This window comes from Larkinella sp., assembly GCF_965227735.1.
In the GTDB taxonomy this organism is placed as follows: domain Bacteria; phylum Bacteroidota; class Bacteroidia; order Cytophagales; family Spirosomataceae; genus Larkinella.
Genome location: NZ_OZ245776.1, coordinates 5849726 through 5869816 on the forward strand (window position 1 = coordinate 5849726; position 20091 = coordinate 5869816).

Consider the following 20091-nt stretch of genomic DNA (forward strand, 5'->3'; position numbering starts at 1 on the left):
TATGAAGTGTGCGTCAGCCACCGTAAACCGTGAACTGAATACCGAATACCGTAAACTAATACTTACAAAACTCCGGTGAGGCAATCTCGAACGCCAGCGTGTTGTGGTCGGGCACAAAACGGTTTTTCTCCAGCGGCCAGCTTGCTCCGCCATCGGTGCTAACCCGAATATCATACGGTTTTTGGACCTGCAGCTTATAGGAAATGGTGTTGGTAGTTTTCCGATCCAGGGTAACCAGATCACGCCAGTTCCGTTTCCCAGCCTCACTGTATTGCAAACGAATCCGGGCGGGCAACCTGGACTCGTCCAGTTTTGTGGGGGGCGGGCATGCAAAATTAAAACTCACGGTGATGGCAGGTGGAACCGCTACTTTTTGCAAATCCAGTACCTGCGGAGTTTGGTTACAAGTTTGCTGGGGTGCGGTTTCAAGCACCGGCTGGCCGGGATTTCCGCTGCTGTAGGCATCATTGTAGGCAAAGATCTGCAACCGGACTTTTCGGTTCTGCAAAAGATTCGTTAGAACGATGCGGCTGCCGTTGTTCAAGGGCGTGTAGAACGAGTTCAGTTCCTGCCGCGTGTCGGCATCCACGACTTTGCAGAGATACTGGATGTCAACCTGATTCAGTTTACTGCTTACCGTAAAAACAGGCCCCTCGTCGCAAACCGCCTGGGTCCAGCCTGCCACCCACAAGGCCGGATGCACGATCGAAAGGGTACATTCCGGTTGTCCGGTGGAGGCATTGCGGGTAACCAGCCCCGGTTTTTCCTGCTGCCAGTGGTTGCTAACCCGGTCATAGCGGTACAATGGAATTTCGTCGCCCGGCTGAAGCGGACGGCCCAGGGCGGGGTTGATGGTAGCCGGGTTGAGCGTCATGACGCAGGAAACGGGTTTCGAAACCTGTTGAACCAGCCGGAATTGATCATCGTGGAATTCCAGCGAAAATGCCCCTGCAATCTGATTGAGTTGCAATGATCCCAACCTTTCTCCGTCAGAAGTGGTAACCGATGACATAATGGTACCGTTCGGCAGAAAATCGGCGGGGTTGTTACCCCGGTTTTCGATGTGGAGTAGAGCCGCTGTCATCGGGCCGCTCAATACGGTTCCATCGGCTTCCCTAAAATCAGTACCGGGTTCGATTCGAGCGGTTACATTGTCTTTTTTCTGATTGACAACGGGCGTCTTGATGGCCAAGCCAGCGACAAGTGGTAGTTCGATCGCATCTACCTGCGTCGCCGACAGGTGGGTGGGCGGATCACTCAGTTTCAGCCATTGTGGTGACAGGCTGTAGCGGCCCGTATCAGCCAGTTTAACCGGCTGAATAATGTCTAAATAGCCCGCCGATTGGGCGGCCACAACAAAATTGAGCGGATCGTTTTTCGAATAAATGGCCTCGGGGGAAGCCGCCAGAATCAAAACGCCATCCGCATTTACTTTGTAGTTTGTCGTATTGAGGGTCGTCACAATTTGGTTGGCATCGGCCCCGGCCAACGCAAGTTCAATCTCTTTTGGCATCGGTCCTTTCAGGCTCCGGAACCGGAGTTCAACAATTCCGTTTTCAATGGGGTCCTTAAATCCAATTCCCACATTATCCAGCGGATTCTGGCAGGCATTGCTGAGAACCAGCAACGTTGTCAGAAAAACAGGAAATACTATCTTTCTCATATATCTAATTAATATTGAAATAATTCAATTTAATTCGTTGATAATCAGAGTTAATGAGATAACTAATTTTATTCGGTTTTGTCTGATAATTGGCAGAAAAAGAGAAGAGAAGCGGAAAAAAAGGCGCTGGACATGGGAGATCCCACGACATGCGCGAGCAGGAAATAAACCGTTGCCCGATGAGAAAACCGGCTAATTCGCATTCGGGACCGATCAATCCTTCTTATCTTCACAAGTTTTTTGTAAACTACCGTACACTTCAACTAACCAGCGTATTGAATGAGCCGTTTTACCGGACTGATCGGCATCGTATTGATTCTGGGCATCGCCTATGCCATGTCAAACAACCGCAAAGCAATTAAGTATCGAACTGTGGGAGTCGGGTTGTTACTCCAGTTTGGATTGGCGGTTTTTATTCTGAAAACGGACATAGGACAACAGATTTTCCAGACACTGGGGCAGTTTGTCGACCGGCTTTTACAGAAATCAGTCAAGGGCGCTGAATTTGTTTTTTCTCCGTTGGTCAACCGTGAGCTGCTCAGCAAAGCGTTCGGTCCCGAAAACGGCTTCATTTTCTTCTTTCAGGTCATTCCAACCATCATTTTCGTAGCGGTTCTGGTCAATATTTTCTATCACCTGGGCATCATGCAGCGGGTTGTGGCGGTGCTGGCGCGGTTCATGAAATGGTTGATGGGCGTCAGTGGTGCCGAGGCACTGTCGAACGTGTCGAGTACGTTTGTCGGACAAGTCGAAGCACAGATCATGATCAAACCGTATCTGAAAACCATGACGCAATCGGAATTGCTGGCGTCGATGACGGGCAGTTTTGCCTGCATTGCCGGGGGCGTTCTGGCGGTGTATATTTCACTGGGCGTTCCGGCACCGTATCTGCTGGCGGCCAGTTTGATGGCTGCACCGGGTGCGTTGGTGATCAGCAAAATCGTTTTTCCCGAAACCGAAGTCTCAGAAACGGAAGGCATCGTGAAGCTGGAAATCAAAAAAAGCCACGCCAACCTGCTCGATGCCATTGCTTCCGGTGCGGCTGAAGGGCTGAAAGTGGGTTTCAACGTGATTGCCATGCTGATCGGTTTCATCGCCCTGATGGCTTTGCTCGACAGCATACTGTTCCGGATCGGCTACTACATTTTCGGGTTTCCGAATCTGAGTCTCAATTTTTTGCTGGGCCATGTCTTTTCCATCTTCGCCTGGGCCATGGGCGTTCCGTCGAAGGATATTCAGGCTGCTGGCTCGTTGATGGGCACCAAAATGGTGGTGAACGAGTTTGTGGCGTATCTCGATCTGGTGAAAATCAAAAACACACTCGACCCCAAAACCATCGCCATTACCAGCTTTGCGCTCTGCGGATTTGCCAATTTTTCGTCGATTGCCATTCAGGTAGGCGGTATTGGCGAACTGGCCCCTTCGCGCCGGAGCGATCTGGCCAAGCTGGGTTTCAAAGCCCTGATTTGCGGAACGCTGGCGTCGTATATGTCGGCAACGCTTGCCGGTTTGCTGCTGTAAAATAAAACCGTTACAGGATGGCAGGGTTTGACTGAAATTCTATAATTTCAGCAGGATTTTCTTGTCTTATTATTAGCCTTCCTATCCTTCTTGTAATGATCGCGACGAAACTGATTCCCCGCACGGCTTCGGCTCAGGAGCAACCGCTTCTGGTAAAAACCATATTGGCACAGTCGCTCAAATATGAACCGCAGCGGGAAATTGTTTACCGCGACCTTTTTCGCATCAATTACGTGGAATTCAACCGGCGAGTTCGTCGCCTGGCCAATTTGCTGACTTCCAGCGGGGTAAAGCCGGGCGATACGGTAGCGGTTTTCGATTGGGACAGCCACCGGTATCTGGAGTGTTTTTTTGCCATTCCGTGCCTGGGTGCCATTCTGCACACGATCAACGTGCGGTTGTCGCCCGCGCAGATTCTGTATTGCATGAACCACGCGGAAGACAAGGTGGTGGTAATTCACGAAGACTTCCTGCCGCTGCTCGATGCGATCAAAAGCCAGCTCACGACGGTCGAAACGTTCATTCTGGTGAGCGACAAAATGTATCAAAATCAGGAGGTTGTGATTCCGGACGGTTTTGTCGGCGAATACGAAAGTCTGCTGAAAACCGCTTCGGATCAGTATGATTTCCCGGATTTTGACGAAAACACCTGGGCTACGACCTTCTATACCACCGGCACCACGGGCAATCCCAAAGGGGTCTATTTTTCGCACCGGCAGTTGTTTATGCACACGATGGGGCTGGTGACCTACATCTGTGGCTATGAAGCCGTCGCGTTTCATTCAACCCATGATGTATACATGCCCATCACGCCCCTGTTCCACGTCCATGCCTGGGGTTTTCCGCTTCTGGCAACGATGCTGTCGGCGCGGCAGGTATATCCGGGGCGGTATGAACCCGAAATGCTTCTGAAATTACTCCTGAAAGAAAAAGTAACCCTCTCGCATTGCGTCCCGACGATTCTGACGATGCTGGTGAATAGCCCGGTTGCCAGACAGGTGGATTTGAGTCGCTGGAAGGTCATCATCGGCGGCTCGGCGCTGACGAAAGGGCTGGCAAAAGCCGCCCTGGAACTGGGCATTCAAATTTATGCGGGTTATGGACTGTCCGAAACCGCTCCGATTCTGTCGCTCACCTACCTGAATGATACCGAACGTGCGTTGCCCATCGACGAGCAGGTGGAGTTTCGGACGCGGGCCGGTCGCATTGCGCCCTTTATCGACATTCAGTTGCAGGACGATGAGGGACAGTCGGTTCCGCACGACGGCCATTCGCTGGGCGAACTAACGGCGCGGGGCTCCTGGCTTACGCAGGGCTATTATAAGGAAACCGAGCGGGGCGAAGAACTCTGGCGTGCTGGCTGGCTCCATACGGGCGATGTGGCCGCCATTACGCCCGACAACTGGGTGATCATTGCCGACCGTACCAAGGACGTCATCAAGTCCGGTGGTGAGTGGGTTTCGTCGCTGGCGATCGAAAACTGCCTGTCTCAAATCGAGGGCGTGGCGGAGTCGGCGGTGGTCGGTTTTCCGGACGAAAAATGGGGAGAACGCCCGCACGCGCTGGTGGTGTTGAAACCGGAGTATGTAGGCAAAGTGACGGCTGAAACGATCAAAACCGCCTTGCAGGGTCAGATTGCGAGCGGAGACATCAACAAATGGTATGTGCCGGATCGCATTGTGCTGGTCAGTGAAATTCCGAAAACCAGCGTTGGTAAATTAGATAAAAAGAAGATTCGGGCCGAGATGAAAGCGCTGATTTTCTCCTGAAAGCGCCCCCTTCCGGCTCTATAAAGTCTTTGTCGCTATTGGTCTGGATTCAACGATTGCATCATTTTTAAAAGCTCCCTGACGGTTTTCCAGTTGCGGGTCGTGGCAGTCACCCTGAGCTTGTTTTCAAAAAAGGTATTGCTCAGTTTGGTGTTGCCATAGCCGCCCGGGCAATAGACGTACAGTTCTTTTCCGGAGAGGACAAACCGGTCGGTGCCCAATGACAAATCTTTTATTTTGTCGAGATTCAGGGTGTCGGGGGCATTCGACAGAAACGTGACATGAAGTTTGTCGACCTCAGTGTGTTCTTCCTCTAGAAAAGGATTTTGGGCAACGATGTCGGCCAGTTCGCCCAGGGAGCGCGTCAAAACCGGCACCTGAAAACCGAATGTTTCCTCAATTTTCTGCTCAATCTGCCTCGCCAGTTGCTCCTCGTCGGCAGCAGAATGGGTGAAGACAACGTTGCCGCTTTGGATATACGTTTTGACCTGTCGGCAATTCAGTTCCTCAAACAAGTGCTTCAACTCGTTCATCTGGACTTTTTTTTGACCACTGACATTGATGCCACGGAGGATTGCAAGGGCGGTTTTCAGCATGGTAAGCGCACGAAACAATGGGTAAAAATACTTGTCTGGGTTTATAAACTAGTCTGTCATTCAGAGTGAAATGCCTATCCTTCGAACTCTTTTCCGACTTCTGCGTTTCTTTTTATAGAGAATATCAACAAACGCCGTATACGCCAACGTAAAACGGGAAAGTTGGTGTTATTAAATTGTAATGATCGGAGAAAAAGCAGTAACTATTTGCAAATTTGGCCGATTTTACGAATTTTATTTGTATATTTCCCATATATGTACTTAATTTTGTAACGATTAAGGATTCAACACTCAAATGAGTAAACGGAGAAAAAACTTCTTTCTGCACCGGTTATTCTGCTGGCTAATGGCGCTGCACATCATCAACATTAGTGTCGATGTGCCCGAACATTTTTCGCCGAGAATGATTCATGGTGCCCAAAAAGAAGATTTATCCGTTAACCGGATTGAAAGCATCGGTGAGTTAATTCTTGAAAACTGGCTGGGCATTATCGACGCCCTCCCGGAACAGGACGATGCCAAAGAAGAGTCCGACGTTGCCAATATTGAACACGATTATTTCTCTGCTCCACTTTTTTCTTTTTCCTTAAAGCCCGTTTACTGGCGCCTGGAAGCCCGACCCGTTGGATTAACATCCATTCGAGTGTTTTCGCATGTTCAGGAGATCAATTCCCCTCCCCCTCAAGCCTAAGGGGTCTTTGCGCTCAGGCGGAGCACTTTTCAATCCAGTACGACAACACCCTGATTACCTTTTTTACTAGAAATTCAGGTCGGACTTTGTTCAGGGATGAACATGTCCTGACTTCCCTATACGCTTAAACGCTTAACGAGAAATCATATCACAACCATGAAAGGATACGTCATTGCCATTGCGCTATCAATCAGTGCTTTTATCACGGGTTGTAGCAGCCAGGCCGAGGAGAAAACCGAGGTTGAAAAACCGGCACTCCCCATTTTTGAAATTACAAGACAGTCGACCACCCTGCAGCGTGAATACGCCGGCAATGTGGAGGCCGTTCGGAACGTGGAAATTCGTGCCCGCGTTGGCGGGTTTCTAGATAAAATACATGTCGACGAAGGGCGGCAGGTGAAAAAAGGCCAGTTGCTGTTCCAGATCAACCAGGCTGAGTATCAGTCCGAACTGGCCAAAGCAAAAGCCAATCTGAAGAGTGCGATGGCCGAAGCCAAAACCGCCGAGGTAGAGTTGGGTCGTGTTAAGTTGCTGGTCGACAAGAAAGTAATTTCAGCTTCCGAACTGGAACTGTCGAAGTCGAAACTCGATGCGGCCAAAGCCGCCATTGAAGAGGCACAGTCGGCACAGGAGAATGCTTCGCTGCGCCTGGCTCACGCCAGCATCCGCGCCCCATTCGATGGCGTCATCAACCGGATTCCGTCCAAAATGGGGAGCTTGATCGAAGAAGGAGCCCTGCTGACTACGGTTTCGGACATTCGTGAAGTCTACGCCTATTTTCACGTATCGGAAAAAGAATACCTGGAATACATCAAAAAAGGGCAACACAGCAGCAGCGGGCAGGAAGTGACACTGCTTCTGGCCGACGATACCCCTTACAAGCAGGCGGGAAAAATCGAAACGATGGAAAGCGTATTCGACGATGGTTCCGGCACGATTGCTTTCCGGGCCCGTTTCCCAAATCCGGATAAAATGCTCAAACACGGGGCTACGGGCAAAATTCGCCTGAAAAATGAGGTGGACAATGCCGTTCTGGTTCCTCAAAAGGCGGTATTTGAAATTCAGGATAAAAACTACGTTTATGTGGTCGATGCGTCCAACAAAGTCAAAATGCGGAGCTTCGTTCCCCAGAGCCGTCTCGCTCAGTTTTACCTCGTGAAATCGGGGCTGGAGCCCGGCGAAAAGATCGTCTACGAAGGCATTCAGAACATTCGTGATGGGATGCAAATTGTTCCGCAGGCCCTGTCGCCCGAGAGTTTGCTGACCTTGAACCCCGCAAAGTCCGAGACAGAAGTCGTTGCCAACTAACCGGCTAAACCTTCGATCATCACACCCCACTCTTCGGTACAGAGCAACCTTTGGTCGCATCCGCGATCGGAGGAATGCCTGTACCTTAGATTTATCAGCACGAAACCATGTTTGATACCTTCATAAAACGGCCTTTGCTCTCCGCTGTAATCTCGGTTTTGATTACGTTGCTGGGCGTACTGTCGCTGATGAATTTACCGGTTACCCAGTTCCCCGACATTGTTCCGCCGTCGGTTGTCGTAACGGCCAGTTATACGGGTGCCAATGCCGAAGTGAGCACCAAAGCCGTGGCCATGCCGCTGGAACGGGCCATCAACGGCGTACCGAATATGACCTACATGACCGCCATTTCGGGGAATGACGGCTCAACCTTGATTCAGGTTTTCTTCAAGGTCGGCACGGACCCGGATCTGGCGGCTGTCAACGTTCAAAACCGGGTGACGACGGTTCTGGATGAACTTCCCGAGGAAGTGATCAAGGCCGGTGTAACGACGGAGAAAGAGGTCAATAGTATGTTGTTGTATTTGAACCTCATCAGTACGGATTCGACGGCGGATGAGAAATTCATCTATAACTTTGCCGACATCAATATTTTAGCGGAACTCAAACGCATTGACGGTGTCGGTTTTGTCGATATTCTGGGTGCCAGAGAGTATTCCATGCGGGTCTGGCTCAAGCCCGACCGCATGACAGTTTACAACGTTTCTGCCGATGAAGTCATTGCGGCCATTCGGGAACAAAACGTGGAAGCGGCTCCCGGAAAAGCCGGTGAAAGTGCCGACCGCGATGCCCAGGTTCTGCAGTACGTGCTGCGCTATACAGGGAAATTTATCGAACCCGGTCAGTACGAAAGCATCGCGATCCGTACCCTGGAAGATGGCTCGATTCTCCGGTTGAAAGATGTGGCCGAGGTTGAATTCGGATCGCTGACTACGGTATTTTGTCCAAAAACGACGGTCGTCCCTCGGCGGCTATCATGTTGAAACAGCGGCCGGGGTCCAACGCGCAGGAAGTGATTACCAATGTCAAAAAACGCCTGGCCGAATTGAAAGAAACGACTTTCCCGCCAGGCATGACCTACAACTTTGCCTACGACGTGTCGCGCTTCCTGGATGCCTCGATTCATGAGGTCGTTCGCACCCTGTTCGAAGCCTTTATTCTGGTGTTTATCGTTGTTTTCCTGTTCCTCCAGGACTGGCGTTCGACGCTGATCTGCGCCCTGGCGGTTCCGGTAGCACTGGTCGGTACGTTTGCGTTCATGGATGTAATCGGTTTTTCGGTGAACCTGCTTACGCTCTTCGCACTGGTATTGGCGATTGGGATTGTGGTCGATAATGCCATTGTGGTGGTGGAGGCCGTTCACGCCAAAATGACCGAGGAGCACCTGTCTCCCCGGGCGGCTACTTTTGCGGCCATGAAAGAAATCAGCGGGGCCATCGTTGCCATCACGCTGGTGATGTCGGCGGTATTTATTCCGGTCGCTTTCCTGTCGGGGCCGGTCGGTATTTTCTACCGGCAGTTTTCGCTGACGCTGGCGATTTCGATTGTGATTTCGGGGATCAATGCCGTGACCCTGACACCGGCTTTGTGTGCCCTCTTGCTGCGACCCGTCCACGGGGAGCAAAAGGGATTTCTGGGCCGGTTTTTTGCTAAATTTAACCGGGGATATGATGCCGTTGCCGGAAAATACCGGCAAGGGTTGCGCCCGTTCGTGAACCGGAGCGTCGTGACCTGGGGCGTTCTGCTGCTTTTTGTGGCGGCAACCTGGGGGATCAACACCATCTTGCCCGCCGGTTTTATTCCGACCGAGGATCAGGGCATGATTTACGTGAACGTGACCACGCCCGTTGGGGCCACCGTGGAGCGGACGGAGGAGGTCATGGATCTGGTGCAGCAGGCGGCTTCCAAACTCGAATCGGTCGAGAACGTATCGACGCTGGCGGGTTTGAGTCTGATGACCGACGGTGCCGGAGCGTCGTATGGGATGGGCATGATTAACCTCAAAAGCTGGGACCAACGCAAGGAGTCGGTCGATGATGTAATCGCCCTGCTGGCCGAGAAGACCAGGAATATTAACGATGCCAGCATCCAGTTCTTTTCGCCACCGACGGTACCCGGTTTCGGGAATTCGAGCGGTTTTGAGATCCGTTTGCAGGACCGAACCCGGAGTGACGATCTGCAAAAGACCAAAAAAGTAACGGATGAGTTTATCGCCGAGCTGGAAAAGCGACCGGAAATCAGCCGGGTGTTCACCAGTTTCGACCCCAGTTTCCCGCAGTACGTATTGCACGTCGATCAGGACAAAGCTGCTCAGAAAGGCGTTTCCATCGACAACGCGATGAGTACACTCCAGACGCTGATGGGGAGTTTTTATGCTTCCAATTTCATCCGCTTCAATCAGATGTACAAGGTGATGGTTCAGGCCGCACCCAAATACCGGGCCAAGCCGGAGGACGTGCTGAACCTGCGGGTGAAGAACAAGCAGGGCGAGATGGTGCCGTATTCCAATTTTATCACGATGGAACGCGTCTACGGGCCGGAGCAGTTGACCCGCTACAACATGTTTACCTCGGCCATGATCAACGGCGAGTCGGCACCCGGTTACAGCAGCGGGGATGCCATCAAGGCGATTCAGGAAGTGGCCAAAGAAAAACTGCCGCGCGGCTTTACGTTCGACTGGTCGGGGATGACGCGCGAAGAAGTGTTGTCGGGCGACCAGGCCATCTGGATTTTTGTGATCTGTCTGGTCTTCGTGTACCTGTTGCTGGTGGCGCAGTACGAAAGTCTGTTTCTGCCGCTGGCGGTTTTGCTGTCGCTGCCCGCCGGTATTTTCGGGTCGCTTCTCTGTCTGCAACTGGCTGGTTTGCAAAACAACATCTACGCGCAGGTTTCGCTGGTCATGCTCATCGGTTTGCTGGGTAAAAACGCCATTCTGATCGTAGAATTTGCCAACCAGAAACAGCAGGAGGGAATGTCGATACTGAAAGCCGCGATGGAAGGAGCCATGTCGCGTCTGCGACCGATTCTGATGACCTCCTTCGCGTTTATTGCCGGACTGATTCCGCTTTGTATTGCTTCCGGTGCCGGTGCGCTGGGCAACCGTTCCATCGGGACGGCGGCTGCGGGCGGTATGCTCATCGGAACGCTGTTCGGACTCTTTCTGATTCCGGGGCTGTACGTCGCGTTTGCCAAACTCGCCCAACTGCTAAAAGCCAAACCGCCTAAAGACGACGACGAGTTGGATCAGATTCCGGTATTAACACAAACTCACGAAAATGGAACGACCGTTCATTCATAAATTTTCAATTTTTGCCCCTAAATCCCCTGAAGGGGACTTGGACGTAGCAATAGCTGGATGCTTAAAGTCCCCTTCAGGGGATTTAGGGGCAAAAATCTCCCGATCCACTATTTATAAATTATTCTTCTATTGTATTCCGCTTTTTCTTTTGAGTAGCTGCCGGGTTTCTGAACCTCTGCAATTGCCGAAAGCCCGGACACTGCCCACGTCGTTTACGGGAAATACGGACTCGACATCGGTTGGTAACCTGAATTGGAAAGCATTCTTTTCGGATCCGGATCTGGAAAATCTGATCGATACGGCTTTGGCCCGAAACCCGGATTTGCAGATTGCTTCGCAGCGCATCGAAGTCGCCCGCGCCAATTTCGAGTATACACGGGGAGCTTTAGTGCCCTCGGTTAGTGCCGTGGCTGCCGCCGGAGTCGATCGGTTTGGTCGTTATACCCTGAACGGTGTGGGAAATTTTGACACCAATCTGTCGCCCAACATCGATGGGAAACAGCGCATTCCTGACGCAACGCCGGATTACTTTCTCGGTTTTCGGAGCAACTGGGAGATTGACCTGTGGGGGAAACTGCGAAACCGCAAACGAGCGGCTTACGTGCGCTTTCTGGCCTCCGAAAAAGGGCGTCATCTGATCGTTACTTCACTCATTGCCGAGGTTGCCCGCCTGTATTACGGGCTCCTGGCGTTGGACAGCGAACTGGAGATTCTTCGCGAAAACCAGGCGTTGCAACAACGGGCGTCTGAACTGGTGGTGGTTCAGAAAGCCGCCGGACGCGTCACCGAACTCGCCGTTCAGCAATTCAACGCACAACTACTCAACACCCGGAGTCTCGAAGCCCAGGTGCAGCAGCAGATTGTGGAGACTGAAAACCAGTTGAATCAGTTGCTGGGGCGGTTTCCGCAACCCATAGCCCGGAATAAAACCATCAGCAACCAGGAATTGCCAGCCCGGATTTCGGCGGGGATTCCGAGCCAGATGCTGCGTCGCCGACCGGATATCCAACAGGCCGAACTGGCTATGGAAGCTGCGAACGTTGACGTGGAGGTGGCCCGGGCGGAATTCTTGCCGTCCTTAACGCTGACGCCCTACGTAGGACTGAATGCGTTCCGGGCGTCGGTTTTGCTCGACCCGGCTTCGCTGGCCATCGGCGTGCTGGGCGGGTTGGCGGCTCCGGTATTCAATCGTCGATACCTGAAATCGAACTATTCGTTGTCGGTTGCCCAAAGCCGGGAAGCGTTTTACGGATACCAGAAAACCATACTGACCGGTTTCAGCGAAGTGACTACCAGTTTGCGGGGCATTGAAAATTATCGCAAAGTGGCCGAATTACAATCGCAGGAAGTGGCGGTATTGGGCCAGGCAGCTACGATTTCCGACGAACTATTTGCAACGGGCTATGCTTCGTACCTGGAAGTAATTACGGCGCAACGCAGTGTGCTGGCGGCTGAACTCTCACTGATTAACACCAAACGGGCGCAGTTCTTATCCCTCATCGACCTGTATCGGGCGCTGGGGGGCGGCTGGCAGTAGCGTCAAAGTAGTTACGCAGAGTTTATCAGAGGGAATCAGAGGTTATCAGGGCGTCTCTGATTAACTTTGATTTTCTCTGATAAATTCTGTGTAACAACCTTGACTCGCATTGGCCTGCTTTCCGACACCCACGGTTTTTTAGATCCGCAGATCTTCACCCATTTCGCGGAATGCGATGAAATCTGGCATGCCGGTGACATCGGTTCGGTGAAAATCATTGACGATTTGCGGGCTTTCAAACCGTTCCGGGGCGTTTTCGGCAACATCGACGACCGGGATGTGACCCACGAATGTCCCGAACACCAGCGGTTCGAACTGGAAGGGCTTTCCATCTGGATGACGCACATCGGTGGCACACCGCCCCGGTATAATCCTATTGTCCGGCCCGGTTTGATTCAAGATTCGCCGGATCTGTTTGTGTGTGGTCATTCCCATATTTTGAAGGTTACCCGCGATTCTAAAATCAATAACCTGCTGTTTATCAACCCCGGAGCTGCCGGGAAACACGGTTTTCATCCGGTTCGGACGGTGCTGCGGTTTACGCTTGACGCGGGTCGGGTTCGGGATATGGAAGCGATAGAATTGGGTAAGCGGTAAAAAAGTTGCCGAAAATATATACTATATTGGCAACTGATTTACCTGAATGAGTGGTAGTTGATGAAAATTGCAGTTTGGCATAATCTGCGGAGCGGGGGCGGAAGCCGGGCTTTGCACCAGCATATTAAAGGGCTTGCCCAGCGTGGTCATTCCATTGAAGTGTGGACGTCGTCGGTCGCCGACACGAAGTTTCTGGATGTGGATCAATATGTGGACAAGACGCACATCCTGCCGTTGTCGATGGACATCCGCATCCGGGACGAATACCGGGATAAGCTCTGGGCGTTGAAATTCGAGCCGGAAACCCGCATCCGGCGGATGCTTGACTTTTGCAGCCGCTGCGCCGATCAAATCAACGCGGGCGGTTTTGACGTACTTTTTGCCAACTCCTGCATCAACTTTTCGATGCCCTACATCGGCCGGTTCGTCAATATTCCGAAAGCCCTGTATTTGGGCGAACCCAACCGCACGCTTTTTGAATCGTCTCCGGAACTGATCTGGGAAGGGCTTCCACCGGCCAACGGTAACTGGAGAAATTCTGACTACCGCAGCCAGTACTGGGAGGATATGTTCAAGATTCGTCAGGCACGCGTGCGGGTGCGGGAAGAAATTCAGAATTACCGCAGTTACAACAAGGTATTGGTCAACTCCTATTTCAGCAACGAAAACGTGCTTCGGGCCTATGGTGGCGCGGGGGAAGTCTGTTATCTGGGCATCGACTCCAGCCTGTTTCCCTATCAAAATTTACCCCGCGAGCCGTTTGTTATGGGATTAGGGGCGTTTTTTCAGCACAAACGTCCCGATATGGCCATCGAGTCGCTGGCCCTGATTCCCGAAGCCATCCGCCCGAAACTGATCTGGGTGGGAGACATGGGCGACACGGCGTATGTCGACAAGCTGAAAGAACTGAGCCAGTCGTTGCAGGTGAATTTTGAACCGCGGGAGAAAATACCGCATCAGGAACTGGTGCAGTTGCTCAACACGGCCTCCTGTCTGCTGTATACGTCGACCCTGGAACCCTTTGGCCTGGCTCCGCTGGAGGCCAATGCCTGCGGTTTGCCGGTGGTAGCCGTCGCCGAAGGAGGGGTTCGGGAAACCGTCATTGGGAATTACAACGGCTTGTTGGTCAACCGGAAACCGGAAGAGATGGCGCGGGCGGTGGAGCGGGTGCTGACGGATAGCGGCCTGGCGGATCGACTTTCACGCAATGCCCGGCGGATTGTTCAGGAGCAGTGGACGTTTGAAAAAGCCATCGACCGGATCGAAGATGCGCTGTTCAACACGATCGGGAAAGAAAAGGATGTGATTGTAAAGTAGTTATATTGAATTTGCTAACTTCTTTTCGGCGGGTTGAAACTCACCATAACAACGTACATCATCTCTACGGGATTTGTGGTTTTGTCAGTCCCGTAGGGATGATGTATGTTGTAGCCCCCGGTTGAAACCGGGGGGGGAATTACCAAAATAGATCCAATGTGGAGAACCGTTTTAACGGTTTAAGAGTCTCAAACCGTTAAAACGGTTTCAATCATTCAATTTATTTCTCCTCCGAACCCACAGTTGAAACTGTGGGCTATGTAGCTGCTTGATTCACAATTCGAAAAAATACGGCAAGTCGATTAATCGACTTGCCGCAGAGAGAACGTTTATAGAAACTTGCTTACAACGGAATCTGCTCAAAAACGACCGCTGGTTTTTCCGCATCCTTAAACGCCTTGCGCGGGCGGATGTTGAGCGTCTGGAACAATTGCCGATCCTGATCTTCTTCCGGATTCGGCGTGGTCAGCAGTTTGTCGCCGGCAAAAATGGAGTTGGCACCGGCCAGAAAACACAGGGCCTGCTCTTCGGTGTTCATTCGAACCCGGCCCGCCGATAGCCGTACCATCGCCCTGGGCATAATGATCCGGGCGGTGGCAATCATCCGAAGCATTTCCCAAACCGACACGCGGGGCTGGTCTTCCAGGGGAGTTCCTTCGACGGGAACCAGCGCATTGACCGGTACGGATTCGGGGTGTTCGGGCAAATTAGCCAGGGTGAGCAGCATGCCGATGCGGTCCTGGTGGCTTTCGCCCATGCCGATGATACCGCCGGAACAAACCGAAATACCAGCCTGCCGAACATTGCCGAGCGTATCCAGCCGGTCGTCGTAGGTGCGGGTCGAAATGATGTCGCCGTAGTATTCTTCGCTGGTGTCGAGGTTGTGGTTGTAAGCATATAAACCGGCGGTTTTCAGTTTTTCCGCCTGCGTTTCCGTCAGCATCCCGAGCGTACAGCACACTTCCATGCCCATCCGGTTGACGCCCTGCACCATTTCCAGCACCTTGTCAAAATCCCGGTTGTCGCGGACTTCGCGCCAGGCGGCTCCCATGCAGAAGCGCGTGCTGCCTGATTCCTTCGCCCGGTGTGCGGCTGTCAGCACTTCGTCCACTTCCATGAGTTTGTGAACCTTCACGCTGGTGTGATAGCGCGCGGCCTGGGGGCAGTAGGCACAGTCTTCCGGGCAACCCCCGGTTTTGACCGACAGGAGTGTACAGACCTGCACTTCCTGCGGGTCGTGGTGCTGGCGGTGAACCGTGGCGGCCCGGTAGATCAGATCAAGAACAGGGGAGTTATAAATATCGGCGATTTCGTCGCGGGTCCAGTCAGTACGAACGTCAGTCATAACAACAATCTAGAGCGTGTCAGGTAATAATGTCAAATATAGGAAGCGGAGGAGTTTGGCGCAAACGCAAAGCCACTTCAATCCGAAGATGTCGGCGGGTTTCTGAAACTTAAATCCGGCCTGGTTCGGGGTTTAGGGGCGGATTGGGAGCCAGTTGCGGGGTCATTTTGAGTAGTTTTTGCGCGTTAACCACCAGATAAAGCAGGTAACCGACGATGAACAACTCGATGCTGTATTCCAGGATATACACCGGTTTGCTGAAAATTTCGCTCACCGTTTGGTAATAAGGCTGCCCGATTCGCCACCACAGCGAAGGGTGGACGGCGGCTGCGATGTTGAATACCAGCAGAAAAATCACCGAAGTACGGTTGCGGAAGTCGACCATCTGAAACACCAGGGGCAACATAAACAGGTAGGTATAGTTGGCGACAGCATTTTTCTGAACCACCGTCATCAGGCTGAAGATGGCGATGTAGAACAGCGGAAAATACGTTCGGTAGTCGTGATTTCCTCGTAACCGAAGCACCTGAATCCCTACCAACAGGCAAATGACCAGCCCGGCGTAGTTCCAGACCGACAGTTCGGCATTGATGAAACCGGAGGTAAAAGGATGCAGCAGGGAAGCCCAGTTGGGTGCTTTCAGGTATTTCCCTTCTTCCAGCGGTTGTTCGATGAACAGTGAACCGGTTTTAATGTACAGGAAAATCAGAACCGGCAGGCCCAGCGTGGCCAGGCCCGCCATCAACGCAATCAGTCGGCGGCTGAGGAGAAAAAAGGGCAGGATGATGAGGATGAAAACCGCTTTGGTCGACAGAATGCCCAGAGCCAGCAGCAAACCGCAGAGGTAGTCGTTTCCGTCGCGCTTGAGGGCGACAATGGCCAGCAGCGCAAAAATCCAGAGTGCCACGTCTTCCTGCCCGCTCAGAATGGACATCACGAAAGGAACGGGAAGCATCAGGTAAAACAATACCCGAAAAAGCCGTTCCGCGCGGGGCATTACGTCTTCATAGGTCCGGTACGTCAGCCACACTGCCACCAGTTCGATCAGGGTTAGGAACAGCACCAGCGAGCGGGTATTGTCCCAGAAAATCAGCGGAATTTCCATCCAGAAACCGTAAAAAGGCGAATACGGGTTCAGCACATCCCGGTACGGTATTTCCCGCAGTTTGGCGGAGATGCCAATGGGATAATAGTAATTGGCAACATCCGACTGGGGTGAAAAATCGAGGAAAACATAAATGACCACAAACGGGAGCAGCCGCAACAGCACCCAGAAAATCAACAGCCAGGGCACCTTCTTTTCATCCAGAAACGATTCAAGAACCGGGCGTTTGAACCACGCAACCAGCAGGATGGCACTCAGGAGGAAGGCGGTTACGGCCTTCGCGTAAACAATAAACATAGTTGCAGCTCAATGAAAAGAAAACCCGCTTTACGAACCCGACGAACGACCCGTCGGCCAGGATTGAGACGGAAAGGAGGGACTTGTGGCCCGGTCCAGTGATTGAAGGTGGTTAAACGTGCGCCAGACCAGAGAAATCAAGAGTCCCACCTCGATGATCTGAATCAGGTAATCGACGGTATTCACCGGGGAGGCAAAAACGGTTTGCCAGTCGTCATAATTCAGCATCCCGACATAGATGACCCAGATAATGGGTTGAATGACAATCAGGAAGTTGAGCAGGATGAGCTGAAAATTGAACGATCTGTCTTCGATTCTGACAAATTCAAACAGCACCACGATCATGTACATGAACAGGTAAAAACCGGGGGCACTGGGTTGGGCCAGCATGAAGATGCCGAATGTCAGAATGTAGAGCGAAGGGAAAATCTGCTGATAACCCAAATGCCGGTACCGGATGGCCACCCACGACGACAATCCCATGGTGATGAAAAGGCTGATCGTATTGAGCCGCGTCAGGCTCATCTGGTTATAGAGGCCGCTCAGAAACGGGCGGGTGATGCTGACGATGTTGGGCGTCATGTGGTAGCCGGAATGTTGCAACGGCATCAGGAAGGCGTCGCCCATCAGGAGGTACAGAATAACGATGGACGGAACACCGACGAGCGCCAGCCCCAGCACGTATTTGAATTTGTTGTCGACCAGAAAGAACACCGGCACCAGCAGCACGATGATCATGCTTTTAATGACAATCATCGACAGCCCCCAGATGATGCCAATCCACAGGCTGCTCTGCCTGCGATGGGTGTAGAGCAGGGTGAGCAGCCCGACGCCCCAGAACCAGACGTCTTCTTCGCTGCTCAGGATCATGGCCACAAAGGGCATGGGCAACAAAAAATACAAAACCGCCATCAGGAGGGAATCCGGTCGACTGGCCTGGTAATAGCGCCAGGTAGCCCAAACAATGGCAAACTCGATGAGGGCCATGAAAGGAATCAGAATTTTGGCATTGTACCAGAGGTAGAGCGGCAGACTGATGAGGTAGCCAAACAGCGGACCGTGGTAGGAGAGAAAATCCCGGTATACCATTTTGCCCGCAAAAGCCGCAATGGCTTTCTTGTAGAAGAATTCCGTGTCGCTGCGGGGGGCAAAGTCCAGAATCAGATACACAATAATGAACGGAACAACCCGGAAAACGATGAAAGAAACCCAGAGCGTTAAAGCGGGCCGTGGGTTCAGGTGGTGGCGGAAAGGGGCGGGAAATCGAATCAGCAGCCAACTGGCCAGGGCGAGAAGTAATGAAACGACGACTTTTACGACTGAAACCGTATCCTCAAAAAATAGCATGTAACGAATGGGTGGTTTTAATTTGGGGGTAAAGTTCGGTATTGTCGCTGTGGCTGCCAAATAAAAAAAATCATACTCGGCCAGTCATAAAAATTGTTGGCTAAATTGTCAGATTTGGCGACCTTTGCAGTAGAACTACGATCTTGACTTGTGAACACCGCCCAACAGGCTATCCAACCGATACGATAAAACCAAAACCAGCGTCAAGGCGGTTACCGGTTTTTTGGCGAATGTTTCGTTCACTAATCTACTGATTACTAGCTGATCTTTTCTTTTGAACCGCAGCGTGATGGAGTCTGCCTAAGTGATCTTTTTGTTCACTACAGGCTTTTTGCGATTCAGATTTTCGGTTTTTTGAGAGAGGTTGAGGTGCTTCATATGGATTGAAAGGAAAGTGCAATCGTTTTTTGATTTAAACGAAAATACAAATTTACATAGTATCAAAACCTAATAGTATGTTTTATCTTGCTCGTTTAACGAATAATAATAGGGGCTATAAAGAACCATCCGGCCCTAATTATAAGTCTGATAATGCCACCTCAAGCCGGACGGCTTTTGAAGCGACCTACGGCTTTGGCATTGAAGAATGGTTCCGCAACGAACGGCATTCGTACGAAGGGTATCAATATGCCTACATTGAAGGGTTGGGGCCGGAGCAGAATCTGGAAATTCCCATTCTGTTGTATACCCTCCGTTTTGCCGAAAATGGAAAAGGGTCGGCCAAAAAATTAGTGGTGGGTGTGCTAAGAGAATGGCAGCACATTTCGCAGTGGGAAGCTGAATTGCCGGCCGAAGTGGTGGCCGAATGGTATGAGCAAATGAAGAGCGAACTCGGTGATTTGCTGGAGTCGGTAGCACCCGACAAACGCCCGCTCGCGATGAAGCAACTGCTCTACCACAGCCAGTATCCCAACAAACCAAAACCGTTGTTTAACGTCCGGTTCAAGCCCGAACAACTGGATTACCGGGTTTCCAAAATCATTGATGCGAGTTCGTTTGGCAAAAACAACTCCTTTGCCATCGAATTGAAAACCGTGGAGAGTTATGACGCCAAAACGCAGAAAATCCTGACCGATTTGGGGCTGGAATAATCTACCGGCATTCTGTCTTCAGTAACGTATACCTAAAACCGCCTTCCGGTTTTTTCAACACCCACCTTCCTTCTGTTTCCACACGCTCGCCTTCGTGCCACGTAATGGCATCGCCGGTGAGCGTGAAGGTGATTTCGTGCGGTTGCGTAACGCCTTCACCCGAGCGCTGCCAGTCGGCCCGGATCTGATTCTTCGTTAACGTTCCCTGCAACGGGCCCCGCGCCCGGTCTTTCTCATCCGGCAAAATGGCCAGCTCGCCCGTTACGTCGGCGCCCTGAATGACCAGCCGGAGCAGCGTGGTATCGCGCCCCACCACCTGCCGGTAGCAAACGGTATCGATAGACGTAACCGTCGAATCAGCCCGGTTTTCCGTCGTTTCCGACCGGCGGGAACGGTCACCGCAGCTACTGAGAATCAAAATCAGGAGTCCTGAAGGCAGGAGATATTGCATTGAATTTAAATGAAGAGAATGAAAAATGTAAAATGACGAATGCTAAATGTAAAAGTAGTCGGCTGGCTCTCTCTTTTCCATTTGGCGTTCGACATTTTACATTTTTCGTTCCTTTTTGTACAACCTCCAAAACCCAACAATGGTTGGCTGTACCCGGT

14 protein-coding genes and 1 pseudogene are annotated in these 20091 nt (G+C 51.8%); 9 read left to right on the plus strand and 6 right to left on the minus strand.

Annotated elements, in window-relative coordinates; translation table 11 throughout:
• Positions 1-55: 55 nt before the first annotated feature.
• A complete protein-coding gene (locus tag ACO064_RS22895; protein ID WP_421829537.1) occupies positions 56-1663 on the minus strand; it encodes a hypothetical protein in 1608 nt (535 codons plus the stop codon).
• A gap of 279 nt (positions 1664-1942) precedes the next feature.
• On the opposite strand from ACO064_RS22895, the gene ACO064_RS22900 reads away from it, so the two are divergent.
• Both ACO064_RS22900 and ACO064_RS22905 read left to right on the plus strand, forming a co-directional pair.
• Complete coding sequence (locus tag ACO064_RS22900) at positions 1943-3184, plus strand: NupC/NupG family nucleoside CNT transporter (protein WP_421829538.1); 1242 nt, start codon at positions 1943-1945, stop codon at positions 3182-3184.
• Between the two features lie 95 nt (positions 3185-3279).
• Positions 3280-4953: a fatty acid--CoA ligase gene (locus ACO064_RS22905; RefSeq protein ID WP_421829539.1), complete on the plus strand. Its 1674-nt coding sequence runs from the start codon at positions 3280-3282 to the stop codon at positions 4951-4953.
• Between the two features lie 35 nt (positions 4954-4988).
• Here the strand turns inward: ACO064_RS22905 and ACO064_RS22910 are convergent, their stop codons facing one another.
• Positions 4989-5549 (minus strand): DUF1697 domain-containing protein, encoded by a 561-nt coding sequence (locus ACO064_RS22910; protein ID WP_421829540.1) that lies wholly within the window; start codon positions 5547-5549, stop codon positions 4989-4991.
• 346 nt (positions 5550-5895) lie between these two features.
• On the opposite strand from ACO064_RS22910, the gene ACO064_RS22915 reads away from it, so the two are divergent.
• From ACO064_RS22915 to ACO064_RS22940, 6 genes and pseudogenes are all read left to right on the plus strand, one after another.
• Positions 5896-6240 (plus strand): hypothetical protein, encoded by a 345-nt coding sequence (locus tag ACO064_RS22915; protein WP_421829541.1) that lies wholly within the window; start codon positions 5896-5898, stop codon positions 6238-6240.
• A gap of 156 nt (positions 6241-6396) precedes the next feature.
• Positions 6397-7548 (plus strand): efflux RND transporter periplasmic adaptor subunit, encoded by a 1152-nt coding sequence (locus ACO064_RS22920; RefSeq protein WP_421829542.1) that lies wholly within the window; start codon positions 6397-6399, stop codon positions 7546-7548.
• Between the two features lie 107 nt (positions 7549-7655).
• A pseudogene (locus ACO064_RS22925) lies at positions 7656-10846 on the plus strand (efflux RND transporter permease subunit).
• 94 nt (positions 10847-10940) lie between these two features.
• Positions 10941-12383, plus strand: coding sequence for a TolC family protein (locus tag ACO064_RS22930; protein ID WP_421831055.1), 1443 nt, complete (start codon positions 10941-10943; stop codon positions 12381-12383).
• A gap of 99 nt (positions 12384-12482) precedes the next feature.
• Positions 12483-12980 carry a metallophosphoesterase family protein gene (locus ACO064_RS22935; RefSeq protein ID WP_421829543.1) on the plus strand — a complete coding sequence of 166 codons (498 nt, stop codon included), beginning with the start codon at positions 12483-12485 and terminating at the stop codon, positions 12978-12980.
• A gap of 60 nt (positions 12981-13040) precedes the next feature.
• Positions 13041-14297 carry a glycosyltransferase family 4 protein gene (locus tag ACO064_RS22940; protein ID WP_421829544.1) on the plus strand — a complete coding sequence of 419 codons (1257 nt, stop codon included), beginning with the start codon at positions 13041-13043 and terminating at the stop codon, positions 14295-14297.
• Between the two features lie 343 nt (positions 14298-14640).
• Here the strand turns inward: ACO064_RS22940 and bioB are convergent, their stop codons facing one another.
• The 3 genes from bioB to ACO064_RS22955 all read right to left on the minus strand — a co-directional run bounded on the left by bioB (position 14641) and on the right by ACO064_RS22955 (position 18391).
• Positions 14641-15642 carry a biotin synthase BioB gene (bioB, locus tag ACO064_RS22945; RefSeq protein WP_114409402.1) on the minus strand — a complete coding sequence of 334 codons (1002 nt, stop codon included), beginning with the start codon at positions 15640-15642 and terminating at the stop codon, positions 14641-14643.
• A gap of 109 nt (positions 15643-15751) precedes the next feature.
• Positions 15752-17044 carry a hypothetical protein gene (locus ACO064_RS22950; RefSeq protein ID WP_421829545.1) on the minus strand — a complete coding sequence of 431 codons (1293 nt, stop codon included), beginning with the start codon at positions 17042-17044 and terminating at the stop codon, positions 15752-15754.
• 30 nt (positions 17045-17074) lie between these two features.
• The gene (locus ACO064_RS22955) at positions 17075-18391 is read right to left on the minus strand and encodes a hypothetical protein (protein WP_421829546.1); all 1317 of its coding nucleotides are present in this window, start codon (positions 18389-18391) and stop codon (positions 17075-17077) included.
• Positions 18392-18846: 455 nt separating this feature from the next.
• Here ACO064_RS22955 and ACO064_RS22960 point away from each other — a divergent pair, with 455 nt between their 5' ends.
• Positions 18847-19482, plus strand: a complete 636-nt coding sequence (locus ACO064_RS22960) for a hypothetical protein (protein ID WP_421829547.1) — start codon at positions 18847-18849, stop codon at positions 19480-19482.
• Between the two features lies 1 nt (position 19483).
• Here ACO064_RS22960 and ACO064_RS22965 read toward each other — a convergent pair whose 3' ends face one another.
• A complete protein-coding gene (locus tag ACO064_RS22965) occupies positions 19484-19933 on the minus strand; it encodes a hypothetical protein (RefSeq protein WP_421829548.1) in 450 nt (149 codons plus the stop codon).
• Positions 19934-20091: the final 158 nt, after the last annotated feature.

What these genes read in the sequence shown, in the direction of transcription:
- ACO064_RS22950 (WP_421829545.1), bottom strand. Translation starts at nt 17,044, where the DNA reads ATGTTTATTGTTTACGCGAAGGCCGTAACCGCCTTCCTCCTGAGTGCC.
- ACO064_RS22955 (WP_421829546.1), bottom strand. Translation starts at nt 18,391, where the DNA reads ATGCTATTTTTTGAGGATACGGTTTCAGTCGTAAAAGTCGTCGTTTCA.
- ACO064_RS22940 (WP_421829544.1), top strand. Translation starts at nt 13,041, where the DNA reads ATGAAAATTGCAGTTTGGCATAATCTGCGGAGCGGGGGCGGAAGCCGG.
- ACO064_RS22900 (WP_421829538.1), top strand. Translation starts at nt 1,943, where the DNA reads ATGAGCCGTTTTACCGGACTGATCGGCATCGTATTGATTCTGGGCATC.
- ACO064_RS22965 (WP_421829548.1), bottom strand. Translation starts at nt 19,933, where the DNA reads ATGCAATATCTCCTGCCTTCAGGACTCCTGATTTTGATTCTCAGTAGC.
- ACO064_RS22910 (WP_421829540.1), bottom strand. Translation starts at nt 5,549, where the DNA reads ATGCTGAAAACCGCCCTTGCAATCCTCCGTGGCATCAATGTCAGTGGT.
- bioB (WP_114409402.1), bottom strand. Translation starts at nt 15,642, where the DNA reads ATGACTGACGTTCGTACTGACTGGACCCGCGACGAAATCGCCGATATT.
- ACO064_RS22915 (WP_421829541.1), top strand. Translation starts at nt 5,896, where the DNA reads ATGGCGCTGCACATCATCAACATTAGTGTCGATGTGCCCGAACATTTT.
- ACO064_RS22895 (WP_421829537.1), bottom strand. Translation starts at nt 1,663, where the DNA reads ATGAGAAAGATAGTATTTCCTGTTTTTCTGACAACGTTGCTGGTTCTC.
- ACO064_RS22905 (WP_421829539.1), top strand. Translation starts at nt 3,280, where the DNA reads ATGATCGCGACGAAACTGATTCCCCGCACGGCTTCGGCTCAGGAGCAA.
- ACO064_RS22920 (WP_421829542.1), top strand. Translation starts at nt 6,397, where the DNA reads ATGAAAGGATACGTCATTGCCATTGCGCTATCAATCAGTGCTTTTATC.
- ACO064_RS22960 (WP_421829547.1), top strand. Translation starts at nt 18,847, where the DNA reads ATGTTTTATCTTGCTCGTTTAACGAATAATAATAGGGGCTATAAAGAA.